Genomic DNA, 26255 nt, shown 5'->3' with positions numbered 1-26255 from the left:
CCCGGCTCAATCATCGTAGTTGGTTTGGCTCGATCATCAACGGCGGGTTGGTGGTTGAGCCGATGAGGAGCGTAGCGACGAGGCGTGTCGAAACCTCGGTGAGCCGAATTTGTCGGCGTGACCACCTCGGAGGTGGTTGCTATCGTGCTGGGGTTGCGGTGATTTCGACTCGGGTCCTCGCCTTTCTGGCTCGGTCCCGGCTCAATCATCGTAGTTGGTTCGGCTTAATCATCAACGGCGGGTTGGTGGTTGCCAACTCGGGTTGCGGTGATTTCGACTCGGGTCCTCGCCTTTCCGGCTCGGTCCCGGCTCAATCATCGTAGTAGGTTCGGCTCAATCATCGACGAAGTCTCTGCTCAATCATCGAAGTGGGTTCGGCTCGATCATCAACGGCTGGTGGGTGGTTGAGCGGTCATGGCCCCGTGCAGGCGTTTTGCCAGTTCGGTGACGACGCGGTGGGGCTGGCCGAACAGCAGGGCGCTGCCGTGGGCACGCTTGAAGTACAACTGGATGTCGTGCTCCCAGGTGATGCCGATGCCGCCGTGTAGCTGGATGGCCTCACCGGTGACGGTCGCGAACGATTCCGAGCAGTAGACGTGGGCGGCGGCGGCGAGCTCCGGGGCGTCGGCCGCCCCGGCGGCGACGGCGTCGAGTGCGGCCCGGGAGATCGACCGGGACGTCTCGACCAGCGTGTACATGTCGGCCATACGGTGTTTGAGGGCCTGGAACGATCCGATCGGCCGGCCGAACTGCGAGCGCTCCTTGGTGTACTGCACGGTGAGGTCGAGGGTGCGGGCGGCTCCGCCGACCTGCTCCGCCGACAGCAACGCCCAGGCGGCGGTGCGCAGTGTGTCCTCGGTGTCGGCCTTGGCCGTGATGGTGGTGGCGGCGACGTCGTCGAAGGTGACCGATGCGAGTGGCCGGGTGGGGTCGACGACGGGCCGCGGCGTGATGGTGATGCCCTCGGCGTGCGCGTCGACGTCGTGGACGGTCAGGCCGCTACTCGTACCCGCCAGGACGAGGAGATGATCGGCCGACTCGCCGTCGAGGACGTAATGGGCGGTGCCGGTGAGCAATCCGGCCTCGGCGGTCACACCGGGGGCGGCCCACCCGTCGGGTCCGGCCCAGCACAGCGCCACCGACTTCTCGCCGGAAGCGATACCCGGCAGCAGGCGCCGGGCGGCGTCGGTGTCGCCGGTGGCCAGGATCGCCGCGGTGGCGATGGCCGCGGAGTACACCGGCACCGGGCAGAGCACCGCCCCGGTCTCCTCCAGGATCACACCGGTCTCGGCGAAGCCGGCTCCGGCGCCGCCGAACTCGTCGGGGACGGGGAGTGCGGCCACACCGATCTCGGTGCACAGGGTCTGCCACAGCGGGCGGTCGATGCGGCTGGGACTCGACATGGCGGCGCGGACGGCGTCCGGTCCGGACCGCTGCTTGAGCAGCCCGGCCACCGAAACCCGCAACGCTTCACGGTCTTCGGCGGAGATGGTCGCCGCGTCATGGTCGGTCGTGGTGCTCACAGCGTCTCCAGAATCCGGGCGCGGTGCGCCGCCGGGGTACCCCACGCCGACACCAGCGCCCTGGTCTTGGTCAGATACAGCGACAGATCGTGTTCGCGGGTGTAGCCGATCGCCCCGAGGACCTGAAGTGCCTGCCGTGACGCGAGGTGGGCGGCGTCGGCGGCGGCGACCTTGGCCGCCGAGATGTCACGGGAGACGTCGGTGCCCTCGGGGGCGCCACCGTCGACGCCGACGGCGGCACCGTGGACCAGGGGCCGGGCCATCTCGAGGGCGATCGCGACATCGGCGAGATGATGTTTGACCGCCTGGAAGGAACCGATCGCCCGGCCGAACTGCTTGCGGGCCACCGCATACTCCGCGGCCAGCGACAGCATCCGTCGGCCCAGACCGAGCAGTTGTGCGGCGGTCGCCAGCGCACCCAGATCGACGGCGGCCGAACCGTCCACGCCGGTGGCCAGCGGGGCCCCGGCATCGACGTCGGACACGGTGCGCGCCGGGTCGACCGTGCGCAGCGCCGCACCGGCGGTGCCCACCGAGAGTGTCTCTCCGGTCAGCAGATACACCGTCGAGACCGCGTCGGCGTCGGCGGCGCGTGGCTGCACCGGGGCGGCCGCCACCGACACGACACCGCCGGCGGCGATGGCCTCGAGCGGGTCGGTCACCCCGGCGGCTCTCAGCAGTGTCGGTGCGACGGCGATGGTCTCGGCGAGCGGTCCGGGAACGCCGTGACGGCCGAGCTGTTCGAGGGCGACGACCATCTCGACCGCACCGGCACCGGCACCGCCGAAGGCGTCGTCGACCATCAGCCCGAACACGCCGGTCTCGGCGAGCTGGGCGAACACCGCTTCGGCGGGGGTGCGGTCGCCGTCGGCCCAGGCGCGGGCGACGGCAGGCGAGTCGGCCTTGGTCAGCAGCGCGTCGATGCTCGAGGCGAGGTCGTCATGAATGTCGGAGAGCAGGAAATCCATCGGTTCCTCACCGGTCCCCACGCGGCAGGCCCAGCAGGCGTTCCGCGATCACGTTGCGTTGGATCTCGTTGGTGCCGGCGTAGATCGGCCCCGACAACGAGAAGAGATAGCCGTCCAGCCAGGCGTCGTCGAGTTCGGCGTCGGCGCCCTGCAGGTCGAGGGCGGTCTCGTGGGCGGCGATGTCCCACTGCGACCAGAACACCTTGTTGATCGACGACTCCATGCCGAGTTGTCCGCCGGCGGCCAGCCGGCTCACGGTCTGATACGTCGACAGCTCGTAGGCGCGCGAACCGATCCAGGCGTCGGCGACGGCGGCATCGGTGCCCGCGGTCGGCGGTACGTCGTCGCGCCGCGACCGCCACAGATCGAGCAGGCGATCGGTGGTGGCCAGGAAGCGCCCGGGGGACCGCAGCGAGAGACCGCGCTCGTTGGCGGCGGTACTCATCGCCACCTTCCAGCCGTTGTTCACCTCGCCGATCACCCCGGATTCGCCAGGGGCGGAGGGATCGTCGGGGACGAAGACGTCCTCGAGGAACAACTCGGCGAAGCCCGCCTCGCCGTCGAGCTGGGCGATCGGACGGACGGTGACCCCGGGACTGCGCAGATCGAACATGAAGTAGGTGATGCCCTTGTGCCGCTGGGCCTGCTTGTCGGTGCGGAACAGCCCGAATCCCCAGTCGGCGAAACTCGACCGCGAACTCCAGGTCTTCTGCCCGTTGAGCAGCCAGCCGCCGTCGGTGCGGGTGGCCGTCGACCGCAGCGACGCCAGGTCGCTGCCCGACTCGGGCTCGCTCCAGGCCTGGCCCCAGATGTCGTCGGCGCGTGCCATGCGCGGCATGATCCGTTGCAACTGTTCGGGATGGGCGTGCTCGAACAGGGTGGGGGCGAGCAGGAAGATGCCGTTCTGGCTGACCCGCCCGGGCGCCCCGGAACGGTAGTACTCCTCCTCGAAGATCAGCCAGTGCAGCAGCGGCTCGTCCCGGCCGCCGAACTCGGCCGGCCAGCTCACCACCGACATGGCGTCGGCGGCCATGGTGGCCTCCCACTGCCGGTGTGCCTCGAATCCCTCGGCGGTGTCCATCGACGGGAGTGGCTGTGCCGGAACGTGATCGGCCAGCCAGGCGCGGACCTCGGCGCGGAATTCGTGTGCGGCGTCGTCGAACAGCAGATCCATGTCAGGCCCCCGCACCGTTCCCGGAACCGGCCGCCTTCATCGACCTGGCATCCATCCCGCCGAGCGAGTCGCCGGTCTCGGCGTTGGCCGAGTGTGCGTAGTGGTGCCACCCGAACACCGAGTCCATCGCATTGCGCATACCCATCTGGTCCTCGCAGATGTTGACCGCCTTCTTCGACAGGAACAGTCCCTGCATCGGCATGGCGGCGGCACGTCCGGCGATGTCGTCGACCTTGGCGGCCAGCTCGTCGCGCGGGACGACGTGGTTGACCATTCCCCAGTCGGCGGCCTGTGCGGCGGTGAAACGCTCACCGGTGAACAGGATCTCCTTGGCCCGGCGGGTGCCGAGCGCATAGGCGTGTGCGAAGTACTCGACGCCGGGGATGCCCATCCGGGCGACCGGATCGGAGAAGAACGCGTCGTCGGAGGCGACGATGAAATCGCAGGTCCAGGCGAGCATCAGGCCGCCGGCGATGCAGGCGCCGTGGACCTGGGCGATCAGCGGCTTGGGGATGTCGCGCCAGCGGCGGCACATCCCCATGTACACCTCCATCTCGCGGGCCAGGCGCTGGTCGGCGCCGGTCTTGTCGCTGTGATCCCAGTGCAGCACCGCGACGTTGTCGTAGAAGGTGTCGAAATCGCGTTCGGGCGTGCCGATGTCGTGGCCGGCCGAGAAGTGCTTGCCGTTGGCGCGCAACACGATGACCTTGACCGCCGGGTCGTCGACGGCCTTGCGGAAGGCGGCGTCGAGCGAATAGGTCATCACCGAGTTCTGTGCATTGCGGTACTCGGGGCGGTTGAGCGTCACATAGGCGATCGCGTTCGCGTCGCCGCCGGTCTCGTATGCGACCGGGGTGGTGTCGGGTCCGAGATCGTCGGGACCCAGGGGTGGGGGGATGACGGCGTCGCTCATGCCCACGAGCGTAACCTAGCAAGTGCTTGGTTGGTAGCCGGGTGGGGGAATCACGCTCCCGTGGCACCGCGTCGCCGGTCCGGGCTCAGCGCACCTGCAGGGTGCCGCTGCACGAGGTGGTGGGGATCGACCACAGTGCATTGCGATTGACCGCCGACAACGTCACCCGGACCGGTCCGGTCCCGGTGTTCAGGCGGAAGGTGGGGCCGTTGACGTAGAGGCGGATCGGCGCGGCGTCGACGGCGGTACCGCGCTTGCCGGTGCGCAGGTTGTGCCAGTCGAGGCGCCCCACCGACTCGTATCCGCCGCCCCAGAAGCTGGAGATGTCGCGGACCGCGGCGGTGACGCGTCCCGGGCCGTCCGGGCTGACGAACAGCCGGGCGGTGCTGTACGGCTGGTCGACGATGTTGGGGCTGATCCCCCAGCATCGGTCGAGCGGGGCGACGGTCTCGGCGGAGGCGGTGCCGGTGCCGAGGGTCCCGGTGCCGAGCAGTCCGGTCGCGGTGATGGCGGCGGCGACGGCGGTTCCGGCGAGTCGGCGCGTGGTGGTGCGGGGCATGTCGATCCTCCTGTGTGCGGGTGCAGCTGGTTTCCAGCGGGTTCACAGGGAATACCGGTCGGGGCGATGAGATCGTTAGCAAGGCTGTCTGTCGAACGGACCACCGGCGCGCCGGGGGACAATCGGATGGGTGCGGCCGGCGCGGCGGCATCATCGACACGCGGCATCATCACGAGACAGCAGCATCAGGAGGCGTCATCATCAGGAGGCGACATGAGCAGGGGGACGGCATGAGCAGGGAGACGGCATGACCGCACCGGGCAGGGCGCACTACGAGCTGAGCCATCTCGACGCGCTCGAGGCCGAGTCGGTCCACATCTTCCGGGAGGTGGCGGCCACCTTCGAGCGACCGGTGCTGCTGTTCTCCGGCGGCAAGGACTCGGTGGTGATGTTCCACATCGCCCGCCGCGCGTTCTGGCCCGCACCGATCCCGTTTCCGCTCATGCACGTCGACACCGGCCACAACTTCGACGAGGTGATCACCTACCGTGACCGCGTCGTCGCCGAGACCGGGGTGCGGTTGATCGTCAGTTCGGTGCAGGACGACATCGACGCCGGGCGCGTCGTGGAGCAGACCGGTCCCGGCACCAGCCGCAACCGGCTGCAGACCACGGCGCTGCTCCGCGGGATCACCGAGAACCGCTTCGACGCGGTGTTCGGTGGTGCCCGCCGCGACGAGGAGAAGGCTCGCGCCAAGGAGCGTGTGTTCAGCTTCCGCGACGAGTTCGGCACCTGGGATCCGCGGGCGCAGCGCCCGGAACTGTGGCACCTCTACAACGGCCGCCACCACGCCGGTGAGCACATCCGGGTCTTCCCGCTGAGCAACTGGACCGAACTCGACATCTGGGGATACATCGCCGCACAACAGATCGAGTTGCCGCCGATCTACTACGCACACGAGCGGGCGGTGGTACCGCGCGACGGGATGTTGTTGGCCGACACCCGATTCCTGGAACGCAAACCGGGGGAGGAGTCGCATGTCGAGCGGGTCCGGTTCCGTACCGTCGGCGACGCCACCTGCACCGGCTGTGTGCGCAGCGACGCCGTCACCGTCGCCGAGGTGATCGAGGAGATCTCGGTCACCCGCCTCACCGAGCGTGGCGCCACCCGCGCCGACGACCGCATCTCCGAGGCCGGGATGGAAGACCGCAAACGGGAGGGGTACTTCTGATGAGCACCGATTCCGTTGCCGCACAACCACTCGTCCGGTCGGGGGAGTTGCTGCGACTGGCCACCGCCGGATCGGTGGACGACGGCAAGTCGACGCTGATCGGCCGGCTGCTCTACGACTCCAAGTCGATCTTCACCGATCAGCTGGAGTCGATCGAGGCCACCTCGGCGGCCCGCGGCGACACCCAGGCCGACCTCGCACTGCTCACCGACGGGCTTCGCGCCGAGCGTGAGCAGGGCATCACCATCGACGTCGCCTACCGGTACTTCGCCACGCCGCGAAGGAAATTCATCATCGCCGACACCCCGGGGCATGTGCAGTACACCCGCAACATGGTGACCGGTGCGTCGACCGCCGACCTCGCGATCATCCTGATCGACGCCCGCAAGGGGGTCCTCGAGCAGACCCGGCGGCACGCCTTCCTCTCGTCGCTGCTCGGTATCCCGCATCTGACCATCTGCGTCAACAAGATGGACCTGGTGGACTGGTCGCGGGAACGGTTCGACGAGATCTGTTCGGAATTCGTCGACTTCGCCGCCAAGCTGAACGTCGGTGACCTGACCTTCATCCCGCTTTCGGCGTTGCGGGGCGACAACGTGGTGGACAAGTCCGCCGCGATGCCGTGGTACGAGGGGCGCCCGCTGCTCAGTCATCTCGAGAACGTGCACATCGCGTCGGACCGCAACCTGATCGACGCGCGGCTGCCGGTGCAGTATGTGATCCGCCCGCAGACCGCGGACGGCGCAGACCATCGGGCCTACGGCGGTACCGTCGCCGGTGGTGTGTTCGCCCGCGGTGACGAGATCGTCGTCCTGCCCAGCGGTTTCACCACCACCATCACCGACATCTGGGGTCCCGGCGGCACCCGCGTCGACGAGGCGTTCGCCTCGATGGCGGTGTCGGTGGAACTCGCCGACGAGATCGACATCGTCCGCGGGGACATGCTCGCCCGGCCCAACAACCGCCCGTATGTCGCCCGGGACATCGACGCGATGGTCTGCTGGTTCGCCGACGACGCACCCCTCACCGAGCACTCGCGCTATGTCCTGCTCACCGGCACCCGCGCCACCAAGGCCGAGGTCACCGGCGTCAACTACCGCCTGGACGTCAACACGCTGCACCGGGACACCGAGTCGAAGAAGCTGGCGCTCAACGAGATCGGCCGGCTGACCCTGCGCACCCAGCAGCCGGTGATGTTCGACTCGTACCGTCGCAACCGGGAGACCGGCAGCTTCATCCTGATCGACGAGGCCACCAATGCCACCGTCGCGGCGGGCATGATCACCGCCCCGGTCAGCCACGACAGCCACATCGTGTGGCAGACCACCAAGGTGAGCCGCGAACACCGGCCGCATCACGGGGCGACCATCTGGCTGACCGGTCTGTCCGGGTCGGGGAAGTCGTCGCTGGCGATCGAACTGGAACGCCGCTTCGTCGCCGAGGGGCGGCCGGCGTACCTGATGGACGGCGACAACCTGCGTCACGGCCTCAACTCCGACCTGGGCTTCGGCGACGACGACCGGCGCGAGAACATCCGGCGCACCTCCGAGGTGGCCGCCCTGTTCGCCGATTCCGGGGCGGTGGCGATCGTGTCGCTGATCTCACCGTTCGCCGGCGAGCGGGTCCGGGCGCGTGAGATCCACGCCGAGCGCGGCCTGCCGTTCTACGAGATCTTCATCGACACCCCGCTCGACGAATGCGAGCGGCGTGATCCCAAAGGGTTGTATGCCAGGGCGCGCCGCGGTGAGATCAGCCAGTTCACCGGGATCGACTCGCCGTACGAGCGACCCGAGAACGCCGACGTCGTGGTCACCCCGACCGACGGCACCCCGGCCGAGGCCGCCGACACGGTCCTGCGGAATCTGGGACTGTAGAGGCCGGCAGGAACGACGGGAACGACCAGGGAGGTCTGGATGGACGACCGCGCACTCGCGGGACAGCTCGCCACCGAGGCGGGGAAGCTGCTGCTGGAGATCCGCGCCACCAGCGGGTTGAGCGGTAAGGCGCTCGGCAAGGAGGGCGACCGGCGTTCCGACGACTTCCTGCTGGAACGCCTGGCCGCCGAACGCCCCGACGACGCGGTGCTCTCGGAGGAGTCCGCCGACGACAAGTCCCGGCTCACCGCGGCGCGCGTGTGGATCGTCGACCCGGTGGACGGCACCCGCGAGTACGGCATGGCGGGCCACTCCGACTGGGCGGTGCACGTGGCGCTGTGGTCGAAGACCGACGGCCTGATCGCCGGGGCCGTCGCCCTGCCCGGCCTGGGGATCACCTATGTCGATGACGCCGACCCGGTCACCCCGACGCACGGACTGGCCGCCACCGCCCGCGGTGACGTGCCCCGCGTCGTCGTCAGCGGGTCACGGCCCCCGGCCTTCTCGCAGCCCGTCGCCGACGCGATCGGCGGTGAGGTGCTGTCGATGGGATCGGCCGGGGCCAAGGCGATGGCCGTGGTGCGCGGTGAGGCCGACGCCTACGTGCACTCCGGGGGACAGTACGAGTGGGATTCGGCGGCCCCGGTCGCCGTCGCCACCGCGAAGGGACTGTGGTGCGGACGCATCGACGGCTCGCCGCTGGTCTACAACAACGACGACACCTACCTGCCCGACCTGGTGATCTGCCGGCCGGAACTGCGCGAGGCGATCATCGCGGTGACATCGCAGGGCTGAGGACCGTCCGACGACAACTGCGTGGGCATCTACCTCACGGCCCGAGGTCGATTGCGATCAGCTGTGCCATCTCCTCGAGCTCATCGTCTTGGGGTTCCTCTCGATGATCGACGTCGAAATACACGTTCTGGCGCCGTCGTGAATCGCGTGGTCCCGAGCGGTTTCCGCGGTGCAGCACTCATCCCCACTCGGTGTGAGCCGCAGCGTGATTCGTCGTGTCGCGCACGGGACAAGGGGATTGATCCCCACCACCTACCCCCCTGCGCGGTAGGCCCACCGCGTAGGGGGTAGTCGCCCGCGCAGGCTGCGGTTCCACGCAGTTCTCGGTGTCGGATCGTGCCCGGTGTCCGGTCGTGGACTCAGCGCCGGACCGCGAACCCCGAGAGCACCGACCCGAGTGCGGCACGGAGGTCGACCGCCTCGATCCGGACGAGGTCGTCGTGGGTCAGGGCGTCGAGATCCGACGACGCCGACAGCCGGTGCTCGCGTTCTTCCTCGGCGGCCTCGACGACATTGCGGATGAACCGGCCGTTGCCGGCCAGGTCGGTGGCGCGCAGTGACCCCGACGGCCCTTCGCGCACATCGTGATACAGGGGAGTGCAGGCCAGTTCGAGTTCGGCGGCGGCCTCGGCGGTGAGGACCGAGTCGCGGCGCGAGGCCAGGTGTGACCCGATCCGGGCCAGCTCGGCCGGGGTGTAGGAGTCGAAGCGGATGCGCCGGGCGAACCGGGATGCCAGACCGTCGTTGGCGGCCAGGAACCGGTCGATCTCGGCGTCGTAGCCGGCGATGATCACGACGAGGCGGTCACGGTCGTCCTCCATCCGGGCGAGCAGCGTGTCGACGGCCTCGCGGCCGAAGGCGTCACCGCCGGAGAGCCCCTGCTGGATCAGTGTGTACGCCTCGTCGATGAACAGCACCCCGTCCATCGCCGAGTCGATCAGCGCGGCGGTCTTGATCGCGGTGCTGCCGAGATGCTCGCCGACCAGATCGCGGCGGGTGGCCTCGACGACCTTGTCGGTGGCGATGAACCCGAGCCCGCAGTACAGCTTGGCGATCACCCGCGCCACCGTCGTCTTGCCGGTGCCGGGTGGCCCGGTGAATGCCAGATGCAGGCTGCGGGCCGCGGTGGTCAGGCCGCGGTCGGCGCGCACCCGCGCCAGGGTCGCGGCCGAGCGCAGGCGTGCGACCTGCTCCTTCACCGACTCCAATCCGATCTGCGCGTCGAGTTCGGTCTGCGCGGTGTCGACCAGATCCGACGGCGAGCCGTCGACCTGTGGCCCCACCCCGTCGGCACCGGAACCGGCCGGTCCGGGGGTACCCGACTCCGCCGACCCGGGAACCGACCCCGGATCCCACGGATCGCTGCGCCGGGCGATCTCCTCGGCCGACGTCACCGACAGCCGGACGCTCGGCGAGCGCAGGGCCTTGCCCGCCGCGACGAACGACGGGTCGCGGGCGAAGGCCGCCTCGAACATGGCCCGGGCCTTGTCCTCCTGTCCCTGCTCGCGCAGGGCCAGACCCAGGCCGTACATGGCGCGGGTCGCACACGTCGGGATCGGGCCGTCGACGGCCTGTTGCAACCGGCGGGCGCCCTCGCCGAACAGGCCGAGCTGGATGCAGGCGCTCCCGCCCAGATAGTCGGCGGCACACGCCAGGTGCGGGTCGTTCCAGCCGTCGGCCCCCGACAACGCCGACAGCACGTCCGGCCAGCGCTGCGCGGTGAAATGCAGCACGGCCGTCATGAACTCGGCGATCGGTACCCGCGGAGTCGGCGGGATGGTGGCCAGGACGTCGGCGGCCCCGGCCAGATCGCGCCCGCGGATCAGCGTCGAGGCGTAGGCGGCGGTCGCGTGGACCGCGTCGACGAGCGGATAGTCGAGGAACATCCCGGTGTACCAGCGGCCCACCAGCAGACCCGGCGGAAGCCCCAGTCGCCGCTGTTCGACGCCGATCGCACCGCGGGCCCGGTAGAGCCCGAGCAGGGCCTCGTCGGAGGTGTCGCCGGACGCCAGCCGGCCGATCCAGGCGTCGGCCATCTGCGGGTCCCACTCGCTCGCGCGGGTGAACGCCTTGGCCGCCTGAGCGGCGTCGTCGACCGGCTCGGTGCCGTCGATCGCGATGCCCGACGAGAGCACCCCCAGCTCGAACAGTTGTCTCGCCTTGCCGATGTCGGCCATCGAACCTCCCCCGTGCCCGCCTACCCGCCGTCCCCGCCGAAAGCGTAATGCCTGGACGGCTAGAATGGGCCGGTGAGCGACAAGAGCGCAGCGACCGCCACCAGTGCACTCGATACCGTCTCGGCGGCAGCCCAGACCCCCGATCATCCGCAGCCCTACCGGGAACTCGGACTCAAGGACGATGAGTACGAGCGCATCCGGGAGATTCTCGGCCGCCGCCCCACCGACGCCGAACTGGCGATGTACTCGGTGATGTGGTCCGAGCACTGCAGCTACAAGTCGTCCAAGGTGCACCTGCGCTACTTCGGTGAGACCACCACCGAGGAGATGCGTGCCGGGATGCTCGCCGGTATCGGCGAGAACGCGGGCGTCGTCGACGTCGGCGACGGCTGGGCCGTCACCTTCAAGGTGGAATCGCACAATCACCCCAGCTACGTCGAGCCCTACCAGGGTGCGGCGACCGGCGTCGGCGGCATCGTCCGCGACATCATGGCCATGGGTGCCCGCCCGATCGCGGTGATGGATCAGCTGCGCTTCGGTGCGGCCGACGCCCCCGACACCCGTCGCGTCGTCGACGGTGTGGTCCGCGGCGTGGGCGGCTACGGCAACTCCCTCGGCCTGCCCAACATCGGCGGCGAGACGGTCTTCGACCCCAGCTACCAGGGCAACCCGCTGGTCAACGCACTGTGTGCGGGTGTGCTGCGCACCGAGGACCTGCAGCTGGCCTTCGCCTCGGGCGCGGGCAACAAGATCATCCTGTTCGGCGCGCGGACCGGCCTCGACGGTATCGGCGGTGTGTCGGTGCTGGCGTCGGAGACCTTCGACGACGACGGTGATTCCACCGGACCCAACCGCAAGAAGCTGCCGAGCGTGCAGGTGGGCGATCCGTTCACCGAGAAAGTGCTCATCGAGTGCTGTCTGGAGCTCTACCACGCCGGCCTGGTGGTGGGTATCCAGGACCTCGGCGGTGCCGGCTTGTCTTGTGCCACTTCCGAACTCGCCTCCGCCGGCGACGGCGGCATGCACATCGACCTGGAGCAGGTGCCGATGCGTGCGGTGGGTATGACCCCCGCCGAGGTGCTCTCCAGCGAGTCGCAGGAACGCATGTGTGCCGTGGTCACCCCGGACAACGTCGAGGCCTTCCTCGAGGTCTGCCGCAAGTGGGACGTGCTGGCCACCGTGATCGGTGAGGTCACCGACGGTGACCACCTGGTGATCGACTGGCACGGCGAGACCGTCGTCGACGTCCCGCCGCGCACCGTCGCCCACGAGGGCCCGGTGTACGAGCGTCCGGTGGCCCGCCCCGACTGGCAGGACGAGGTGACCGCCTCGACCACTGCGTCGCTGGCACGCCCGGCCGGCGCCGACGAACTGCGCGCGACCCTGCTGCAGATGCTGGCCTCGCCGGCGCTGTGCAGCCGCAAGTTCATCACCGAGCAGTACGACCGCTACGTCCGCGGCAACACCGTCCTCGCCGAGAACGCCGACTCCGGCGTGATCCGCATCGACGAGTCCACCGGCCGCGGCATCGCGCTGTCGACGGATGCGTCCGGGCGCTACACCTACCTCGACCCGTACCGCGGTGCGCAGCTCGCCCTCGCCGAGGCCTACCGCAACGTGTCGGCCTCGGGGGCGAGCCCGCGGGCCGTCACCAACTGCCTCAACTTCGGTTCCCCCGAGGACCCGGCCGTGATGTGGCAGTTCCAGCAGGCCGTCCGCGGCCTCGCCGACGGCTGCGCCCAGCTCGGCATCCCGGTGACCGGCGGCAACGTCAGCTTCTACAACCAGACCGGCTCCACCGCGATCCTGCCCACCCCGGTGGTCGGCGTGCTCGGCGTGATCGACGACGTCCACCGCCGACTGCCCACCGGATTCGGCACCGAACCCGGCGAGACGCTGATCCTGCTGGGTGAGACCCGCGACGAGTTCGACGGCTCGATCTGGGCGCAGGTCGCCCACGATCACCTCGGCGGCGCCGCCCCGACCGTCGACCTCGACCACGAGAAGTTGCTGTCGGACATCCTGGTCGCGGCCTCCCGCGACGGCCTGGTGTCGGCGGCACACGACCTCTCCGAGGGTGGCCTGATCCAGGCGGTCGTCGAGTCGGCGCTGGCCGGCGAGACCGGCTGCCGCGTGCTGCTGCCCGAGGGGGCCGACCCGTTCGTGTGGCTGTTCTCCGAGTCCACCGGCCGTGTGCTGGTGGCCGTGCCGCGCACCGAGGAGTCCCGCTTCTCGGCGATGCTCGACGCCCGCGGCATGCCGTGGACGCGGATCGGCGTGGTCGATCAGGGCAGCGACTCGGTGAGCGTGCAGGACCTGTTCGACGTGCCGCTCACCGAACTGCGCGAGGTCCACGAGGGCACCCTGCCGAAGCTCTTCGGCTGACCGCCGCTCCTACCCCAACAGTTCGACGACGCGCTGCGGGTCGTCGGTGGTGATCTGGTCGGCGCCGAGTGCGCCGAGCCGCCGGATGATCGCCACCGACCCCGCATCGACGTCGGCGACGGTGTACACGTCCACCGCCCGCTCCCGCCTATGGAAGGCGCCGATCAGGTCGACGCCGCGGTCGGCGGCGGTCAGCACCAGGCGTTTGTCGAGGTAGATCATCTCGGCGCGAGGCGATTTCGCGATCGCGTCGTCGACGAACCGACGGTAGGTGCGCCACCGCAACACCCGGTCGATCGCGCCGTGGTGGCACGGGTCGTAGCCGACGTGCAGCGCGGGAACGGCATCGGTGAGGATGCGGACCGCTGCGGCGTCGCCGCACGACAGGATCGCGGCGTCGGCGACGGGGGAGACCGCGTCCGCGAAGTTCGCGACCGTGCCGGCGTCGAGCACCGACGCATCGTCCTTGAAATCCAGCTGCAGCATCGCACCGTCACCGAGCGCGATGTCGGCGAGCAGTGCGGCCAGGTCGGCGAGCAGCAGGACCGGTTCGGTGGTCGGCCGGGAATCGTTGTCCCGCAGGTGCAGTCGGCGTAGCTGCGACGACGTGGCGAGCGCGACCGGGCCGGTCCCGGTGGTCGCATGGTCGAGCAGGTCGTCGTGCAACACCACGAAACCGTGACCGCGCCCACCGGGATCGGGGGCGTGCACGCGGAGGTCGATCTCCACACTCGCGCCGGCACGCAGGCCGTCGGCGATGCGGGTCGGGGTGAACGGGGCATCGGTGGCGGTGCGTCGTCCCCGATGCCATTTCAGGAGAGTGCGGTGGCCGTCCACGTCGATCGCCACCGGTGCCGGTCGGGTCATTGGGTCAGAACACTACCGCCGAAACCCCCACGACGAACTGTAACGTGTTCTAGTTTGAGGGCATGACCTTGCGCGTGGTGGAGTGGTCCACCGGAACCGTCGGACGGCATGCGATCGCCGGGATCGATGCCCATCCGGACCTCGAACTCGTCGGGGTGTGGGTTTCCGACCCGGCCAAGGTGGGACGCGATGCCGGTGAACTCGCCGGGCTCGGCCGCGACCTCGGGGTGCTTGCGACCGACGACCGCGACGCCCTGCTCGCCCTGCGCCCGGATGCGATCGTGCACACCGCGATGACCGACGACCGCGTGGTGGAGGCGATCGCCGACCTCACCGCCTTCGTCCGCGCCGGGATCGACGTCGTCTCCTCCGGTCCGGTGGTGCTGCAGTTCCCGCACGGGGTGCTGCCGGGCGGGATGGTCGACGACATCGTCGCCGCCGCGAAGCAGGGTGGGGCGAGCCTGCACGTCAACGGCATCGACCCGGGATTCGCCAACGACGTCCTGCCGCTGGCCAAGACCAGTCTGTCCCGGCGCATCGACGAGGTGCGGTGCCAGGAGATCGCCGACTACTCCACCTACTATCAGCCGGTCGTGATGGCCGACCTGTTCGGCTTCGGCGGACCGATGGACTCGGTGCCGATGCTGCTCACCCCGGGCGTGCTGTCGCTGGCGTGGGGGAGTGTGGTCCGCCAGATCGCCGCCGGGCTCTCGATCACGCTCGACGAGCCGCTGGTCGAACGGGTCGAGCGGGTCGCCGCCGACCGCGACTACTCGACGGTGTCGGTGGAGATCGCTGCGGGGACGATGGCCGCCTTGCGGTTCGAGGTCGTCGGCCAGGTCGACGGCGTCGATCGCGTGGTGCTCGAGCACTACACCCGGACCCACCCCGACCAGTGTCCGGCGTGGCCACGCCCGGCCGAGGGGGACGGCTGCTATCGCATCCAGATCAGCGGGGAACCGCAGATGCAGGTGGAGTTCGGTCACCACGGTGAGCACGGCGACCACAATGTCTCGGGCATGATCGTCACCGCCATGCGGCTGGTGAACTCGGTTCCCGCGGTGGTGGCGGCACCACCCGGACTGGTCACGGCCCTCGATCTGCCGTTGGTGACCGGCCGGGGGCTGGTCGCAGGGTCGGCCGCCGCGGAGTAGCCCTCGCCGATCCATCTGGTCGTTTGGCCTGAAATATCCGTTCCGGCAATGGAATCGGCCCAATCGGACATCATCCCATCTGGTGCCGGTGGCCGGGCCGGTTATGTTAGCCTCGCCTACCATGGTCACCGAAGAGGTTGTCCCGGCGAAAGATTCGGCGGTTCGTCCGCGCCCGGAGCGGCGCAGCCGAGCCGCCCGCAAGCCGGTCCGGCGTGCTCTCGTCGTCACGCATCGATGGATGTCGATCGTGCTGGGTCTCGTGCTGGTGGTGATCTGCACCAGTGGGGCCGTCCTCGTCTACGAGCCCGAACTCGCACGTGCGAGCCACAGTCAGCTGTTCGCCTCGACCCCGTCCGATCATCCGGTGTCGTTCTCGGCCGCGGTCGCGGCGGTCCGCGCGGCCGATCCGGACTTCGACCCGATGTACCTGTCCTACAAGGACGGCGTCTACTTCGTCGACTCCGCCGACGAGGGGGCGGGCACCTGGACGGTGGACTCCGGGACCGGAAAGGTCAACGGGCACGGCGACATCGACGGTGCGGTGCTCGGCTTCCTGGTGAACCTGCACGACTGCGGTCTCACCTGTGAGGGCTACCCGGGTTACATCGACTGGCTGGCGCAGCCGGCACCGCCGGCCACCTGGGGATGGTTCACCGCCGACATGACCTGGGGTGCGGTGATCCTCGGGCTGACCGGACTGCTGCTGGTGATCCTGGCGATCTCCGGGGTGGTCATCTGGTTCCCGGGGCTACGCAAGTGGCGCAACGGTTTCCGGGTCCGTATCGGCAAGGGTCGGTTCGCGCGGGACACCGACCTGCACAACGTGATCGGGATCGTCGCGGCGATCCCGCTGCTCATCTGGGGCCTGACCGGGATGAACTTCGAGATCCCCGGCGTCGGGAAGGTCTGGTATGCCGCGACCGGCGGGGTGGCCCCCGCCGACGACGTCTACGACATGCCCTCATCCGGTGCCGAGGGGCCGGAGATCTCGCTGGACGAGGCGATCGCCGCGGCGCAGGCCTACTACCCCGGATCGCAGGCGACCTGGGTGGGCCTGCCCACCGACGGTGACTACTACTCGGTGGATCTCGTCGTGGGCGGGCCCGATCTGTGGTCGGCCAATGCCACCTACCACGCGAACCGCGAGATCGGCATCGACGCGCACGATCTCACCCTGATCAAGGAGTTCGCCGGTGCGCCTCCGACGGTGTCCAACACGATCATCGACGAATGGGCGAAACCCACACTGCACTATGGGGTCTCGGTGAACGGATGGTGGCGTGCCCTGTGGTTCGTCTTCGGGTTGGCGCCGCTGGCACTGCTGATCACCGGGCTGAGCACCTGGCAGATCAGGATGCGTACGGCGCGACGTCGGCGTCGGGTGGCCCGGGATCGGGCGCAGTCGGCATCGGTGGCCCCCGCGTGAAGCCCCGCGGATGAATCCGTCGGTTGCGCTGATCATCACCGCCATGTGCGGACTCGCCGCATGCTGGTCGCTGGCCGGTGTGGTGCCGCGATGGGGGCGGTGGCCGGAGCGGGTGACCCTGGTGATCGTCGTCGCGGTCCTGGCCTGGATCGCAGGCGGGTTCGTGACGTGGCTGACCGGACACGGCGGTCTGGCGCGCCCCGGGGTGTTCGCCGGCTATGCCGCGACCGCCGCGGGACTGGCCGCTCTGGGGATACCCGCCGCGGGCGGACTCCGGCCGCGCGGTGCCGCGGTGGTGCGGGCACTTGTGTTGGCACTGCTGGCCTTTGCGTGCTGGCGCGCCGAATCGGTGTGGATGTCGGAACTCCTCATGGCCGTCCGGTGACGGTGTCCGATGACGGCCATCGCGGCCGGGACCAGGACGGTCCGGACGTGTGATCGATTGCACCGCAACGGCTGTGGGTATTGCGGCGAGCTCCAGGCGGCCGGATCGGTGGTGTCACGCAGGTCGTGGTCGGATCGGATGATCAGGTACTCGGGCGAGATGTCCGAGTGGGGAAATGTGCGGCGACGGCGTCGTATCCGCGGGTGGAGTCGGTCGGGTGGATCTGCATCGCCGACAGGAACACCAGATCGGCGGCCCGGATCAGATTCCCCACGAATGCACGGGTTCGCCCTCGTGCATCAGGCCGACATAGTCGCGCAGCATCCCACGTAGTGCATCCGATCGGTGGTCACCGGCCTGTTCACGCTCGGCGACGGCTCGGCGCTGCCACGCCGCCCCGGTCTGCCGGTTCAGGCACCGGCCCTCGATCACCGACAGGTACCGGTTGCGGGCCTTGTCGGACACCCCGAACGACTGCAACCCGTGATCGGCGATCGGCAACAGCCGGCGCAACGTCAGCTCGTCGGGGCGGACCCAGCCGATCGACGGCCAGTACAGCTGGGCGTCCAGGCCGCGTCGTGCACCGGCGTGCAGGTTCTCCGCCGCGGCGTCGAACGACATCTGCGACCACAGTGGGCGGTCGGCCTCGACCAGCCCACGGACCAGGCCGTAATAGAAGGCGGCGTTGGCCATGGTGTCGACGACGGTCGGCCCCGCCGGCAGCACCCGGTTCTCCACCCGCAGGTGCGCATGGCCGTCGACGACGTCGTAGACCGGGCGGTTCCAGCGGTAGACGGTGCCGTTGTGCAGGCGCAGTTCGTCGAGGGCGGGGATCTCTCCGGCGTCGAGCCGGGCGAGCGGATCGACGTCGGTCGACACCGGAAGCAACGCCGGGAAGTAGCGGGTGTTCTCCTCGAAGAGGTCGAAGATCGTGGTGATCCACCGCTCGCCGAACCAGACCCGCGGCCGCACACCCTGGTTCTTCAGTTCCAGCGGCCGGGTGTCGGTGGCCTGCTCGAAGACCGGGATCCGGCTCTCGTGCCACAGTGCGTTCCCGGCGAGGAACGGCGCGTTCGCGGCCAGGGCCACCTGGACTCCGGCGATCGCCTGTGCGGCGTTCCAGTGTGCGGCGAAGTCCTCGGGCGCCACTCGCAGATGCAGCTGCAGCGACGTGCACGCCGCCTCCGGCAGGATCGAGTCGGTCTCGGTGTGCAGCCGCTCGACGTCGTGGTGATCGCCCAGCGGCACGCCGGTGATGTCGATCTCGATGTCCTCGCCGCGGGCCGCGAAGATCTGCTGGTTGAGCAGGTCGTAGCGCGGGTTGGCCGAGATCCAGTGGTGCGCGAAATGTTCGGTGCGCAGCGTCGGGAGCATGCCCACCATCACCAGGTGACTGTTCACCTGCGCGGCGTGGCCCTCGGCGCGGTTGAGCGAGGTCCGCAGCGACTGCTCGAGCGACATCGTGTCATCGGTGGTGAACGGGCGTGGCGCGACGTTGATCTCGATGTTGAACTGGCCGAGTTCGGTCTGGTAGTCGGGGTCGGCGATGGCGTCGAGCACCTCGGCGTTGGCCATCGCCGGTTCCATGTCGTCGTCGACGAGGTTGAGCTCCACCTCCATCCCGAGGAGCGGTTGCGGTGGCCGGCCCTGATCGGTGAACAGGCCGTCGGCGAGCATGCGGGCGATGGCCTCGGTGCCGCGTCCGACCTGTCGGCGGAACCGCACGCGGTCGGCGCCGGTGAACTGTTGGCGGCTGACGTCGGTGCCCATGCGGTCCATAGTCGCCCAGAACGGTCCACAACCTGGCTCGAATCCGTGCGCCGGACGGATAATCCGCGTCGTGGCCGGATCTTGACCACGTCTTGGCAGGTGTGTCCACACTTGAACCCGACGTGAGGCAGACAGGTCATCTCCGCCCCGACGGCACCTAGTGTCCGGCGCATGACCACAGAATCACTGACCGCGCTCAACGACGTCGACATCGCGGCCGTGGGCCGGCTCGTCGAATCGATCCAGGCCGATCCCGCCAAGGCCCGGACCACCTGGGCGGCCCGGGTCCAGTGGAATCGTGCGTTCGCCTCGCAGGCCAGGGTGCGTGGATTCGACCCGATCGCCTCCGACGAGCCCGCCGGACTGGGCGGCGCCGACACCGCACCGAATCCGGTCGAGCAGTTGCTGGGCGCGCTCGGCAACTGCCTCGCGGTGGGCTATGCCGCCAATGCGACGGTCGCCGGGATCGAACTGAAGGATCTGCGGGTGGACGTGAAGGGCGACGTCGACCTCACGGTGTTCCTCGGGCTCGGGGAGGGTCACGCGGGCTTCGACTCGGTCACGGCGACGGTGACCATCGACTCCGACGCGCCGCGCGAGCAGCTCGAGGCCCTGCATGCCAAGGTCCAGGCGAGCTCCCCGGTGGGACACACCATCGGCAACCGGGTTCCGGTGGAGATCACCCTGGCCTGACCGGGTGGGGGCCCGGTGTGGGGGAAGGCGCCGGTGATCATGTCCCGCATGCCGGGGCATGATCACTGGCGTGCCCGCGCGTAAACCCATCGATCCCGCCGCCGCCCGCGCCGCCGTCGTCGCCGTGGGGCCGTGGCTGCGGGATCAGTCCCTGCCCGCCCCGGCCCGAGCCGAGCTCGCCGCCGCCGTGCGCCTGACCGCCCGCACCCTCGAGGACGTCGCCCCCGGCAACTCCGTGGAGGTGCGGGTGCCGCCGTTCGTGGCCGTGCAGTGCATCGAGGGGCCGCGGCACACCCGCGGTACCCCGCCCAACGTCGTCGAGACCGACCCGCGGTCATGGCTGTTGCTCGTCGTCGGTGCCGTCGGATTCGACGATCTCGTCGAGGACGGCACCGTGAGCGCATCGGGCAGCCGGGCCGGTGAGGTGGCCCACTGGATGCCGCTGGTGCCGCTCGATCTGCGGTGAGACACATCACGCCGCGCCCCGCACGGGCGCTGGCCGGGGAACTTCGGACCGCGCCACGATGCTGAACGGTTCGCCTTCGGTCGGTGACGGCCGGTAAACTCCGGGGAGGTCTCCCAGCCCGACGTTGCATCGACCCTGGATCCACATCGACCCGTTGATCCACGGGGCCGCGGTAGCGCCGTATGTCCGACCCCGCCGCCCAGCCCCAGGGAGCTCGTCGATGACCGAAATGTCGCCAGCCGGCCACCACCCGGTACCCACCCCGCCCTGCCACACGTCACCCGGCCACAGTCCCGAACCGGCCGAGGAGATGGAGAACGAGCCGCGCGAGGAGTGCGGTGTCTTCGGAGTGTGGGCGCCCGGTGAGGACGTCGCCAAGCTGAGCTATTACGGCCTCTACGCGCTGCAGCATCGCGGTCAGGAAGCCGCCGGAATCGCTGTCGGCGACGGCTCGCAGGTGCTGGTCTTCAAGGATCTCGGCCTGGTCAGTCAGGTCTTCGACGAACAGACCCTCGGCTCGATGTCCGGGCACGTCGCGATCGGCCACTGCCGATACTCCACGACCGGTTCCACCACCTGGGAGAACTCCCAGCCGATCTTCCGCACCACCGCCGCCGGCACCGGCGTCGCGCTCGGGCACAACGGCAACCTGGTCAACACCGCCGATCTCGCCAGCCGCGCCCGTGAACTCGGCATCAAGTCCACCGCCGCCACCTCCGACTCCGACATCGTCGGCGCACTGCTCGCGCACGGCGCCGCCGACAGCAGCCTCGAGCAGGCCGCGATGGCGCTCCTGCCGACCCTGCGCGGTGCATTCTGCCTGACCTTCATGGACGAGCACACCCTGTACGCGGCCCGCGACCCGCACGGTGTGCGTCCGCTGTCGCTGGGCCGTCTCGACCGCGGTTGGGTGGTGGCCTCGGAGACCGCCGCCCTCGACATCGTCGGCGCGTCCTTCGTCCGTGACATCGAGCCCGGTGAGCTCCTCGCGATCGACGCCGACGGCGTCCGCAGCACCCGGTTCGCCCCGGCCACCCCGCGTGGCTGCGTCTTCGAGTACGTCTACCTCGCCCGCCCGGACAGCGTGATCCACGGCCGGTCGGTGCACTCCACCCGCGTCGAGATCGGCCGCCGCCTCGCCAAGGAACATCCGGCCATCGGTGACCTGGTGATCCCGGTGCCGGAGTCGGGGACCCCGGCCGCGGTCGGGTTCGCCCAGGAATCGGGCATCCCCTACGGGCAGGGCCTGATGAAGAACGCCTACGTCGGGCGCACGTTCATCCAGCCGTCGCAGACCATCCGCCAGCTGGGTATCCGGTTGAAGCTCAATCCGCTGCGTGAGGTGATTCGCGGTAAACGCCTGGTCGTCGTCGACGACTCGATCGTGCGTGGCAACACCCAGCGGGCGCTGATCCGGATGCTCCGGGAGGCCGGCGCGGCCGAGATCCACGTGCGGATCGCCTCGAGCCCGGTGCGCTGGCCCTGTTTCTACGGCATCGACTTCGCGTCGCCGGCCGAACTCATCGCCAACGGCATGGACTCCGAGGAGCACATGGTCGAGGGGGTGCGGCAGGCGATCGGTGCCGATTCGCTCGGCTACATCAGCATCGAGGAGATGATCGGGGCCACCGATCAGCCGGCCTCGAATCTGTGCGCGGCCTGCTTCGACGGCAACTATCCCATCGAGCTCCCCAAGGAGACCTCGATGGGCAAGGCGGTCCTCGAGCACATGCTCGCGAATGCGGCCGGCGAGGATCGCGGCAACCCGTTGAGCGCAAAGAACGACAACGTCAGTGCCGTGATGCGGCCCTGACCTCGGTCTCGGGTAGCGTATATCCGGCGGATTGGTCCGCCAGGGACGAGATCGCCGATCGGCGGCGATCTTCCTGACCTGATTCGAACAAGGGGTGCTTCGCCGGAGATGAGCGAACAGGATTCGGCCACCGAGAACACGAACACCACGCCCGAGGGCCTGTCGTATGCGGCCGCAGGTGTGGACATCGACGCCGGTGAGCGCGCTGTCGAGCTGATCTCGAGTCACGCCAAGCGGGCCACGCGCCCGGAGGTACTCGGCGGACTCGGCGGCTTCTCCGGTCTGTTCGCCCTGAAGGGCAACTACCGTGAGCCGGTGCTCGCCGCGGCGAGCGACGGCGTCGGCACCAAGCTCGCCGTCGCCCAGGCGGTCGGCAAGCACGACACCGTCGGCCAGGACCTCGTCGCCATGTGCGTCGACGACCTCGTCGTCTGCGGTGCGGAGCCGCTGTTCCTGCAGGACTACATCGCCATCGGCAAGGTGGTGCCCGAGACGGTCGCCGAGATCGTCGCCGGTATCGCCGACGGCTGTGTCATCGCCGGCTGTGCCCTGCTCGGCGGTGAGACCGCCGAGCACCCGGGTCTGATGCGTGACGACCACTACGATCTGTCGGCGACCGCGATCGGCGTCGTCGAGGCCGATCAGGTGCTGTCGCCGGAGAAGGTCCGGGCCGGCGACACGGTGATCGCGATGGGTGCGTCGGGACTGCACTCCAACGGTTACTCGCTGGCCCGCAAGGTCCTGCTGGACTGGGGTCACATGGATCTCGGTGGGCACGTGGAGGAGTTCGGCCGCACCCTCGGTGAGGAGCTGCTCGAGCCGACCCGTATCTACGCCCGCGACTGCCTGGCCCTGGCCGCCGAGACCGATGTGCGCACCTTTGCCCACGTCACCGGTGGCGGACTGGCCGAGAATCTGGCCCGGGTGATCCCGGAAGGACTCGTCGCCGAACTGGAACGCAACACCTGGACCCCCGCACCGATCTTCGCGATGATCGCGCAGCGCGGTCGCGTGGCGCAGGCCGAGATGGAGCGCACCTTCAACATGGGTGTGGGCATGGTCGCCGTCGTCGCTCCCGAGGACACCGACCGGGCACAGGCGGTCCTGACCGCACGCCACGTCGACAACTGGGTGCTGGGCACCATCAAGCGGTCCTCCGACGCCGCCCCGCGCGCGACACTGGTCGGCGAGCACCCGCGCTTCTGAGTGCCTGCCGGACACGGCAACACAGACACGATAACGACAGAGCCCGTCGACGCCGAGAGATCGGTGTCGACGGGCTCTGTCGTATGTCTGTGGGGAAACCCGGGGACGCCCCGAAACCCGGGGACGGCCCGAAACCCGGGGACGGCCCGAAACTCGGGGACGGCCCGAAACCAGGGGAAGGTGTCCTTCCCCTAGATTCGTGGCTTTCCCCTGGTTGCAACACGGGGAAGGTGACGAAAGTGGGGGAAGGTCCGCTTTCCCCTGGTTTCTGTCGGTGGGTTTCGGGCAGTCGGGTTTCGGGCGGTCGGGGACGGGGTGGGTGAGGATCGAGTGGGAGCTCGTCGTCGACGACGGGTCGTCCGGGATCGCACTTCCCGGTGTCCCGAAACCCGGGGAAGGTGTCCTTCCCCTAGATTCGTGGCTTTCCCCTGGTTACAACACGGGGAAGGTGACGAAAGTAGGGGAAAGTCACTTTCCCCTAGTTTCAGGAACAGACGCGCGGCAGGAGCAGCGGGAGCAGACGCAGCGGGAGCGCGACTGACAGGGGAGCGGCAACAGCCGCCGGGCAACGACCACAAGCGACGGCACCGGCCACCGGCGTGGCCCGGGCAGGGGCTCACAACCGGTGACCGGCGTCGTCGCTTGCGATTCGGAAGCTACCGTGCCTGCGTCGGGGTGGTCGACGTCAGGTCCAGGTCAAGAGGCACTCGACTCCACGCCGTCAAGCGTGGCGCCACTCGTCCTCTTCGGCCCACTCCTCCACCACAGGATCCGGGTGATGATCAACCGAATCCCCCGACCCCGACAGCTCGCGCTGCAAGCTCTCGAAGTCGGTGTGGGGAGTGGAGTACTTGAGCTGACGAGCAACCTTCGTCTGCTTTGCTTTAGCCCGGCCGCGGCCCATATGGGACCCCCTCGCACAATGACGGGGCGGCCAATGTGTGGCGGCCCCGTTCTCTAGGTAGTTGAGTATGTCGTGGGGACCAGTCTAGCGCGCTCTTGCCGATTCCGTTGACTCCCCTGGTTACGGCACGCCGACCCGGTCAGGCACGGGCCAGATGCTTGGTCGCCTCGCGCCGTACCTTGGGCGGGAGATCGTCGCCGGCGAGCAGGGCCCGCAGGTCTGCCGCGGACGTGCCGAAGATCAGGTCGCGAACCCTCACACCGTGATCGGGTCGATGGACCACCCGCACCTCGTCGCCCGCGCCGACCGTTCCCGGTGTCAGAACACGCAGGTAGGCGCCGGAATCACCGCGCTGCATGAACCGCTTGACCCACTGCGGTTCCTCCGCCCACGCCGCGAAGGTCCGGCACGGGATACGGGGGATGGTGGTCTCCAGGACGAGGCCGTCGTCGCCGACCGCCCAGCGCTCACCGACGATGGCGTCGGTCACCGGCATCCCCTCGATCCGGAGGTTCTCGCCGAACCAGCCGTAAGCAAGCTCACGCCCGAGTTCGCCGGCCCAGCGCCGTGCCTCGGCGTCGTCGTAGGCGTAGACCGCCTGATCCGCACCGCCGTGGTGCTTCGTGTCACACACGTGGTCGGTCACCGGGCCCAGCTCCCCGACGACGACGCGATCCGGCTGCGGGTGCTTGTCGATGGCGCTCACCCCGACCGCGCCGAGGTCGACGTCGTCGGTCGCCACGCACACGGCGAGGACCCGGCCCATCGGCAGTGCTTCGGTCCCGCCCACCTCAGGCCCGTCCACGGAGTCGTTCGACGGCGGCCCGCCCGGCCTGGACGTGCTCGTCGGCGGCCACCGAATCGGGATCGATCCGCGCGGCCATGGCGTCCTCGTCGCCGACGACGAGATCGATGTCGGCACCGATCCCGCGCTTGACCAGACCGAGCGCCACCGGACCGAGGTCGAAGTGGTCGACGACGGTCCCGAGCCGGCCGACCGTGCGTCCGCCCGCGGTGATCGGGCCACCCGGTGCGGGCCGGTGGTCGCTGGAGCCGTCGAGGTGTAGCAGGACCAGTTGGCGGGGCGGCTTGCCGAGGTTGTGCACCCGGGCCACCGTCTCCTGCCCGCGATAGCAGCCCTTGTCGAGGTGGACCGCCCCGAACTCGGCGGGACCGCCGATCCAGTGGGCCTCGTGCGGGATGGTGCGCTCGTCGGTGTCGACGCCCAGACGCGGCCGTAGCCCGGCCACGCGCAGCGCATCGAAGGCCCAGCTGCCGGCCATCCGGGCGCCGGCCGCCACGAGCTCGGCCCACCAGGTCAGCAGATCGGGTTCGGGCACCACCACGTCGACGACGGGCAGCAGGGCGTCGGAGTGCGGTCCCTCCGACAGCGGCGGCATGATCCGCCAGAACCCGAGCGGTTCGTCGTCGTGGTGGGTCTCCGGCAGGTCTCCGGCCTGATAGACCGCGGCGTCGGCGGGGACGCCGAGCACGTCGGCGATCGGTCCGCGCACGGCGTCGGGGCCGATCAGGGTGAGCACCCGCAGATCCGGCCGGTCGGCCGGCTCCACCTTGGCCCAGAAGACCATCTTGGTGAGGAAGTCCAGCAGTGCCCGCCCGCGCGCCGGCTCGGTGTCGACCCAGGTGACGTCGTCGATGTCGGTGAGGACGAAGTGGTCCTCGACCCGGCCGTTCGTGTCCAGCGAGAGTGCCTCGGCGCTGTGGCGGTCGGCGAGGTTGGTGAGGTACTGGCTGCAGATGGTGTGCAGCCAGCTCAGCCGTTCGGGGCCGGTGAGTTCGAGCACCGCGCGGTCACTGCGGTCGACGACGATCGCACCGGTGATCGCGGCACGCTGTTCGCCCAGCGGGTCGCCGTAGTGCCACGGGGTCTCGTACCCCGGGGTCTCGTGCGGGGAGCTGTCGGATTCTGGACTGCCGGTGCCTGCGGGATCGGCAGCGACGGCCGAACCGACCGCTCCCTCGCCGGAATACCTGGTCAGGATGGGTGAGCGGGTCACGCCTCGAGTCTAGA

At 69.4% G+C, this 26255-nt stretch carries 23 protein-coding genes; 11 read left to right on the top strand and 12 right to left on the bottom strand.

Features of this window, described 5'->3' with window-relative positions:
* Positions 1-386 precede the first annotated feature (386 nt).
* The 5 genes from GD1_RS04585 to GD1_RS04565 all read right to left on the bottom strand — a co-directional run bounded on the left by GD1_RS04585 (position 387) and on the right by GD1_RS04565 (position 5137).
* Complete coding sequence (locus GD1_RS04585) at positions 387-1523, bottom strand: acyl-CoA dehydrogenase family protein (protein WP_053778245.1); 1137 nt, start codon at positions 1521-1523, stop codon at positions 387-389.
* Positions 1520-2491: an acyl-CoA dehydrogenase family protein gene (locus GD1_RS04580; protein WP_059035972.1), complete on the bottom strand. Its 972-nt coding sequence runs from the start codon at positions 2489-2491 to the stop codon at positions 1520-1522. The genes GD1_RS04585 and GD1_RS04580 overlap by 4 nt, the downstream gene beginning before the upstream one ends.
* Positions 2492-2498: 7 nt before the next feature.
* Complete coding sequence (locus GD1_RS04575; protein ID WP_053778246.1) at positions 2499-3665, bottom strand: acyl-CoA dehydrogenase family protein; 1167 nt, start codon at positions 3663-3665, stop codon at positions 2499-2501.
* A gap of 1 nt (position 3666) precedes the next feature.
* A complete protein-coding gene (locus GD1_RS04570) occupies positions 3667-4578 on the bottom strand; it encodes an enoyl-CoA hydratase (protein ID WP_053778247.1) in 912 nt (303 codons plus the stop codon).
* An 85-nt stretch (positions 4579-4663) separates the two neighbouring features.
* On the bottom strand, positions 4664-5137 hold the full coding sequence (locus GD1_RS04565; RefSeq protein WP_238403534.1) for a hypothetical protein: 474 nt from the start codon (positions 5135-5137) through the stop codon (positions 4664-4666).
* Between the two features lie 247 nt (positions 5138-5384).
* Here GD1_RS04565 and cysD point away from each other — a divergent pair, with 247 nt between their 5' ends.
* The 3 genes from cysD to GD1_RS04550 are packed head-to-tail and all read left to right on the top strand — an operon-like array spanning position 5385 to position 8977.
* The gene (gene cysD, locus GD1_RS04560; RefSeq protein WP_059035958.1) at positions 5385-6308 is read left to right on the top strand and encodes a sulfate adenylyltransferase subunit CysD; all 924 of its coding nucleotides are present in this window, start codon (positions 5385-5387) and stop codon (positions 6306-6308) included.
* Positions 6308-8182: an adenylyl-sulfate kinase gene (gene cysC, locus GD1_RS04555; protein WP_020793879.1), complete on the top strand. Its 1875-nt coding sequence runs from the start codon at positions 6308-6310 to the stop codon at positions 8180-8182. The genes cysD and cysC overlap by 1 nt, the downstream gene beginning before the upstream one ends.
* A gap of 39 nt (positions 8183-8221) precedes the next feature.
* On the top strand, positions 8222-8977 hold the full coding sequence (locus GD1_RS04550; protein WP_059035956.1) for a 3'(2'),5'-bisphosphate nucleotidase CysQ: 756 nt from the start codon (positions 8222-8224) through the stop codon (positions 8975-8977).
* A 359-nt stretch (positions 8978-9336) separates the two neighbouring features.
* Here GD1_RS04550 and eccA read toward each other — a convergent pair whose 3' ends face one another.
* On the bottom strand, positions 9337-11154 hold the full coding sequence (gene eccA, locus GD1_RS04545; RefSeq protein ID WP_059035954.1) for a type VII secretion AAA-ATPase EccA: 1818 nt from the start codon (positions 11152-11154) through the stop codon (positions 9337-9339).
* 72 nt (positions 11155-11226) lie between these two features.
* Here eccA and purL point away from each other — a divergent pair, with 72 nt between their 5' ends.
* Positions 11227-13539, top strand: a complete 2313-nt coding sequence (purL, locus tag GD1_RS04540) for a phosphoribosylformylglycinamidine synthase subunit PurL (protein WP_059035952.1) — start codon at positions 11227-11229, stop codon at positions 13537-13539.
* 9 nt (positions 13540-13548) lie between these two features.
* On the opposite strand, the gene GD1_RS04535 is transcribed toward purL, so the two are convergent.
* Entirely contained in the window at positions 13549-14406 is an 858-nt protein-coding gene (locus GD1_RS04535; protein WP_059035951.1) for a glycerophosphodiester phosphodiesterase, read from the bottom strand.
* A 62-nt stretch (positions 14407-14468) separates the two neighbouring features.
* Here GD1_RS04535 and GD1_RS04530 point away from each other — a divergent pair, with 62 nt between their 5' ends.
* From GD1_RS04530 to GD1_RS04520, 3 genes are all read left to right on the top strand, one after another.
* A complete protein-coding gene (locus GD1_RS04530) occupies positions 14469-15560 on the top strand; it encodes an NAD(P)H-dependent amine dehydrogenase family protein (protein WP_059035949.1) in 1092 nt (363 codons plus the stop codon).
* Positions 15561-15681: 121 nt separating this feature from the next.
* Positions 15682-16986 (top strand): PepSY-associated TM helix domain-containing protein, encoded by a 1305-nt coding sequence (locus tag GD1_RS04525; protein ID WP_083533852.1) that lies wholly within the window; start codon positions 15682-15684, stop codon positions 16984-16986.
* A 10-nt stretch (positions 16987-16996) separates the two neighbouring features.
* A complete protein-coding gene (locus tag GD1_RS04520) occupies positions 16997-17371 on the top strand; it encodes a hypothetical protein (protein ID WP_238403533.1) in 375 nt (124 codons plus the stop codon).
* Positions 17372-17513: 142 nt separating this feature from the next.
* Here the strand turns inward: GD1_RS04520 and GD1_RS25620 are convergent, their stop codons facing one another.
* Positions 17514-17645 carry a hypothetical protein gene (locus tag GD1_RS25620; protein WP_020790908.1) on the bottom strand — a complete coding sequence of 44 codons (132 nt, stop codon included), beginning with the start codon at positions 17643-17645 and terminating at the stop codon, positions 17514-17516.
* Positions 17633-19141, bottom strand: coding sequence for a glutamate-cysteine ligase family protein (locus GD1_RS04515; protein WP_059035945.1), 1509 nt, complete (start codon positions 19139-19141; stop codon positions 17633-17635). The genes GD1_RS25620 and GD1_RS04515 overlap by 13 nt, the downstream gene beginning before the upstream one ends.
* Before the next feature lie 171 nt (positions 19142-19312).
* Here GD1_RS04515 and GD1_RS04510 point away from each other — a divergent pair, with 171 nt between their 5' ends.
* The 4 genes from GD1_RS04510 (at position 19313) to purM (ending at position 23319) form a co-directional block, all read left to right on the top strand.
* Complete coding sequence (locus tag GD1_RS04510) at positions 19313-19834, top strand: OsmC family protein (RefSeq protein ID WP_020790910.1); 522 nt, start codon at positions 19313-19315, stop codon at positions 19832-19834.
* A 70-nt stretch (positions 19835-19904) separates the two neighbouring features.
* Positions 19905-20300, top strand: a complete 396-nt coding sequence (locus GD1_RS04505) for a sterol carrier family protein (protein ID WP_169798177.1) — start codon at positions 19905-19907, stop codon at positions 20298-20300.
* A 220-nt stretch (positions 20301-20520) separates the two neighbouring features.
* The gene (purF, locus tag GD1_RS04500) at positions 20521-22113 is read left to right on the top strand and encodes an amidophosphoribosyltransferase (RefSeq protein WP_059035941.1); all 1593 of its coding nucleotides are present in this window, start codon (positions 20521-20523) and stop codon (positions 22111-22113) included.
* A gap of 108 nt (positions 22114-22221) precedes the next feature.
* Positions 22222-23319: a phosphoribosylformylglycinamidine cyclo-ligase gene (gene purM, locus GD1_RS04495; RefSeq protein WP_020791128.1), complete on the top strand. Its 1098-nt coding sequence runs from the start codon at positions 22222-22224 to the stop codon at positions 23317-23319.
* A 721-nt stretch (positions 23320-24040) separates the two neighbouring features.
* Here purM and GD1_RS04490 read toward each other — a convergent pair.
* From GD1_RS04490 to ygfZ, 3 genes are all read right to left on the bottom strand, one after another.
* Positions 24041-24223 carry a DUF3073 domain-containing protein gene (locus tag GD1_RS04490; RefSeq protein ID WP_053778255.1) on the bottom strand — a complete coding sequence of 61 codons (183 nt, stop codon included), beginning with the start codon at positions 24221-24223 and terminating at the stop codon, positions 24041-24043.
* Positions 24224-24362: 139 nt separating this feature from the next.
* A complete protein-coding gene (locus GD1_RS04485) occupies positions 24363-24989 on the bottom strand; it encodes an MOSC domain-containing protein (RefSeq protein ID WP_059035968.1) in 627 nt (208 codons plus the stop codon).
* A 25-nt stretch (positions 24990-25014) separates the two neighbouring features.
* Positions 25015-26241, bottom strand: a complete 1227-nt coding sequence (ygfZ, locus tag GD1_RS04480) for a CAF17-like 4Fe-4S cluster assembly/insertion protein YgfZ (RefSeq protein ID WP_059035939.1) — start codon at positions 26239-26241, stop codon at positions 25015-25017.
* Positions 26242-26255: the final 14 nt, after the last annotated feature.

Origin of the sequence: Gordonia desulfuricans NBRC 100010 (assembly GCF_001485495.1) — a bacterium.
Taxonomy (GTDB): domain Bacteria; phylum Actinomycetota; class Actinomycetes; order Mycobacteriales; family Mycobacteriaceae; genus Gordonia; species Gordonia desulfuricans.
The sequence above is the reverse complement of the archived record's forward strand: the minus strand, read 5'-3'. Positions and strand labels throughout refer to the sequence as shown.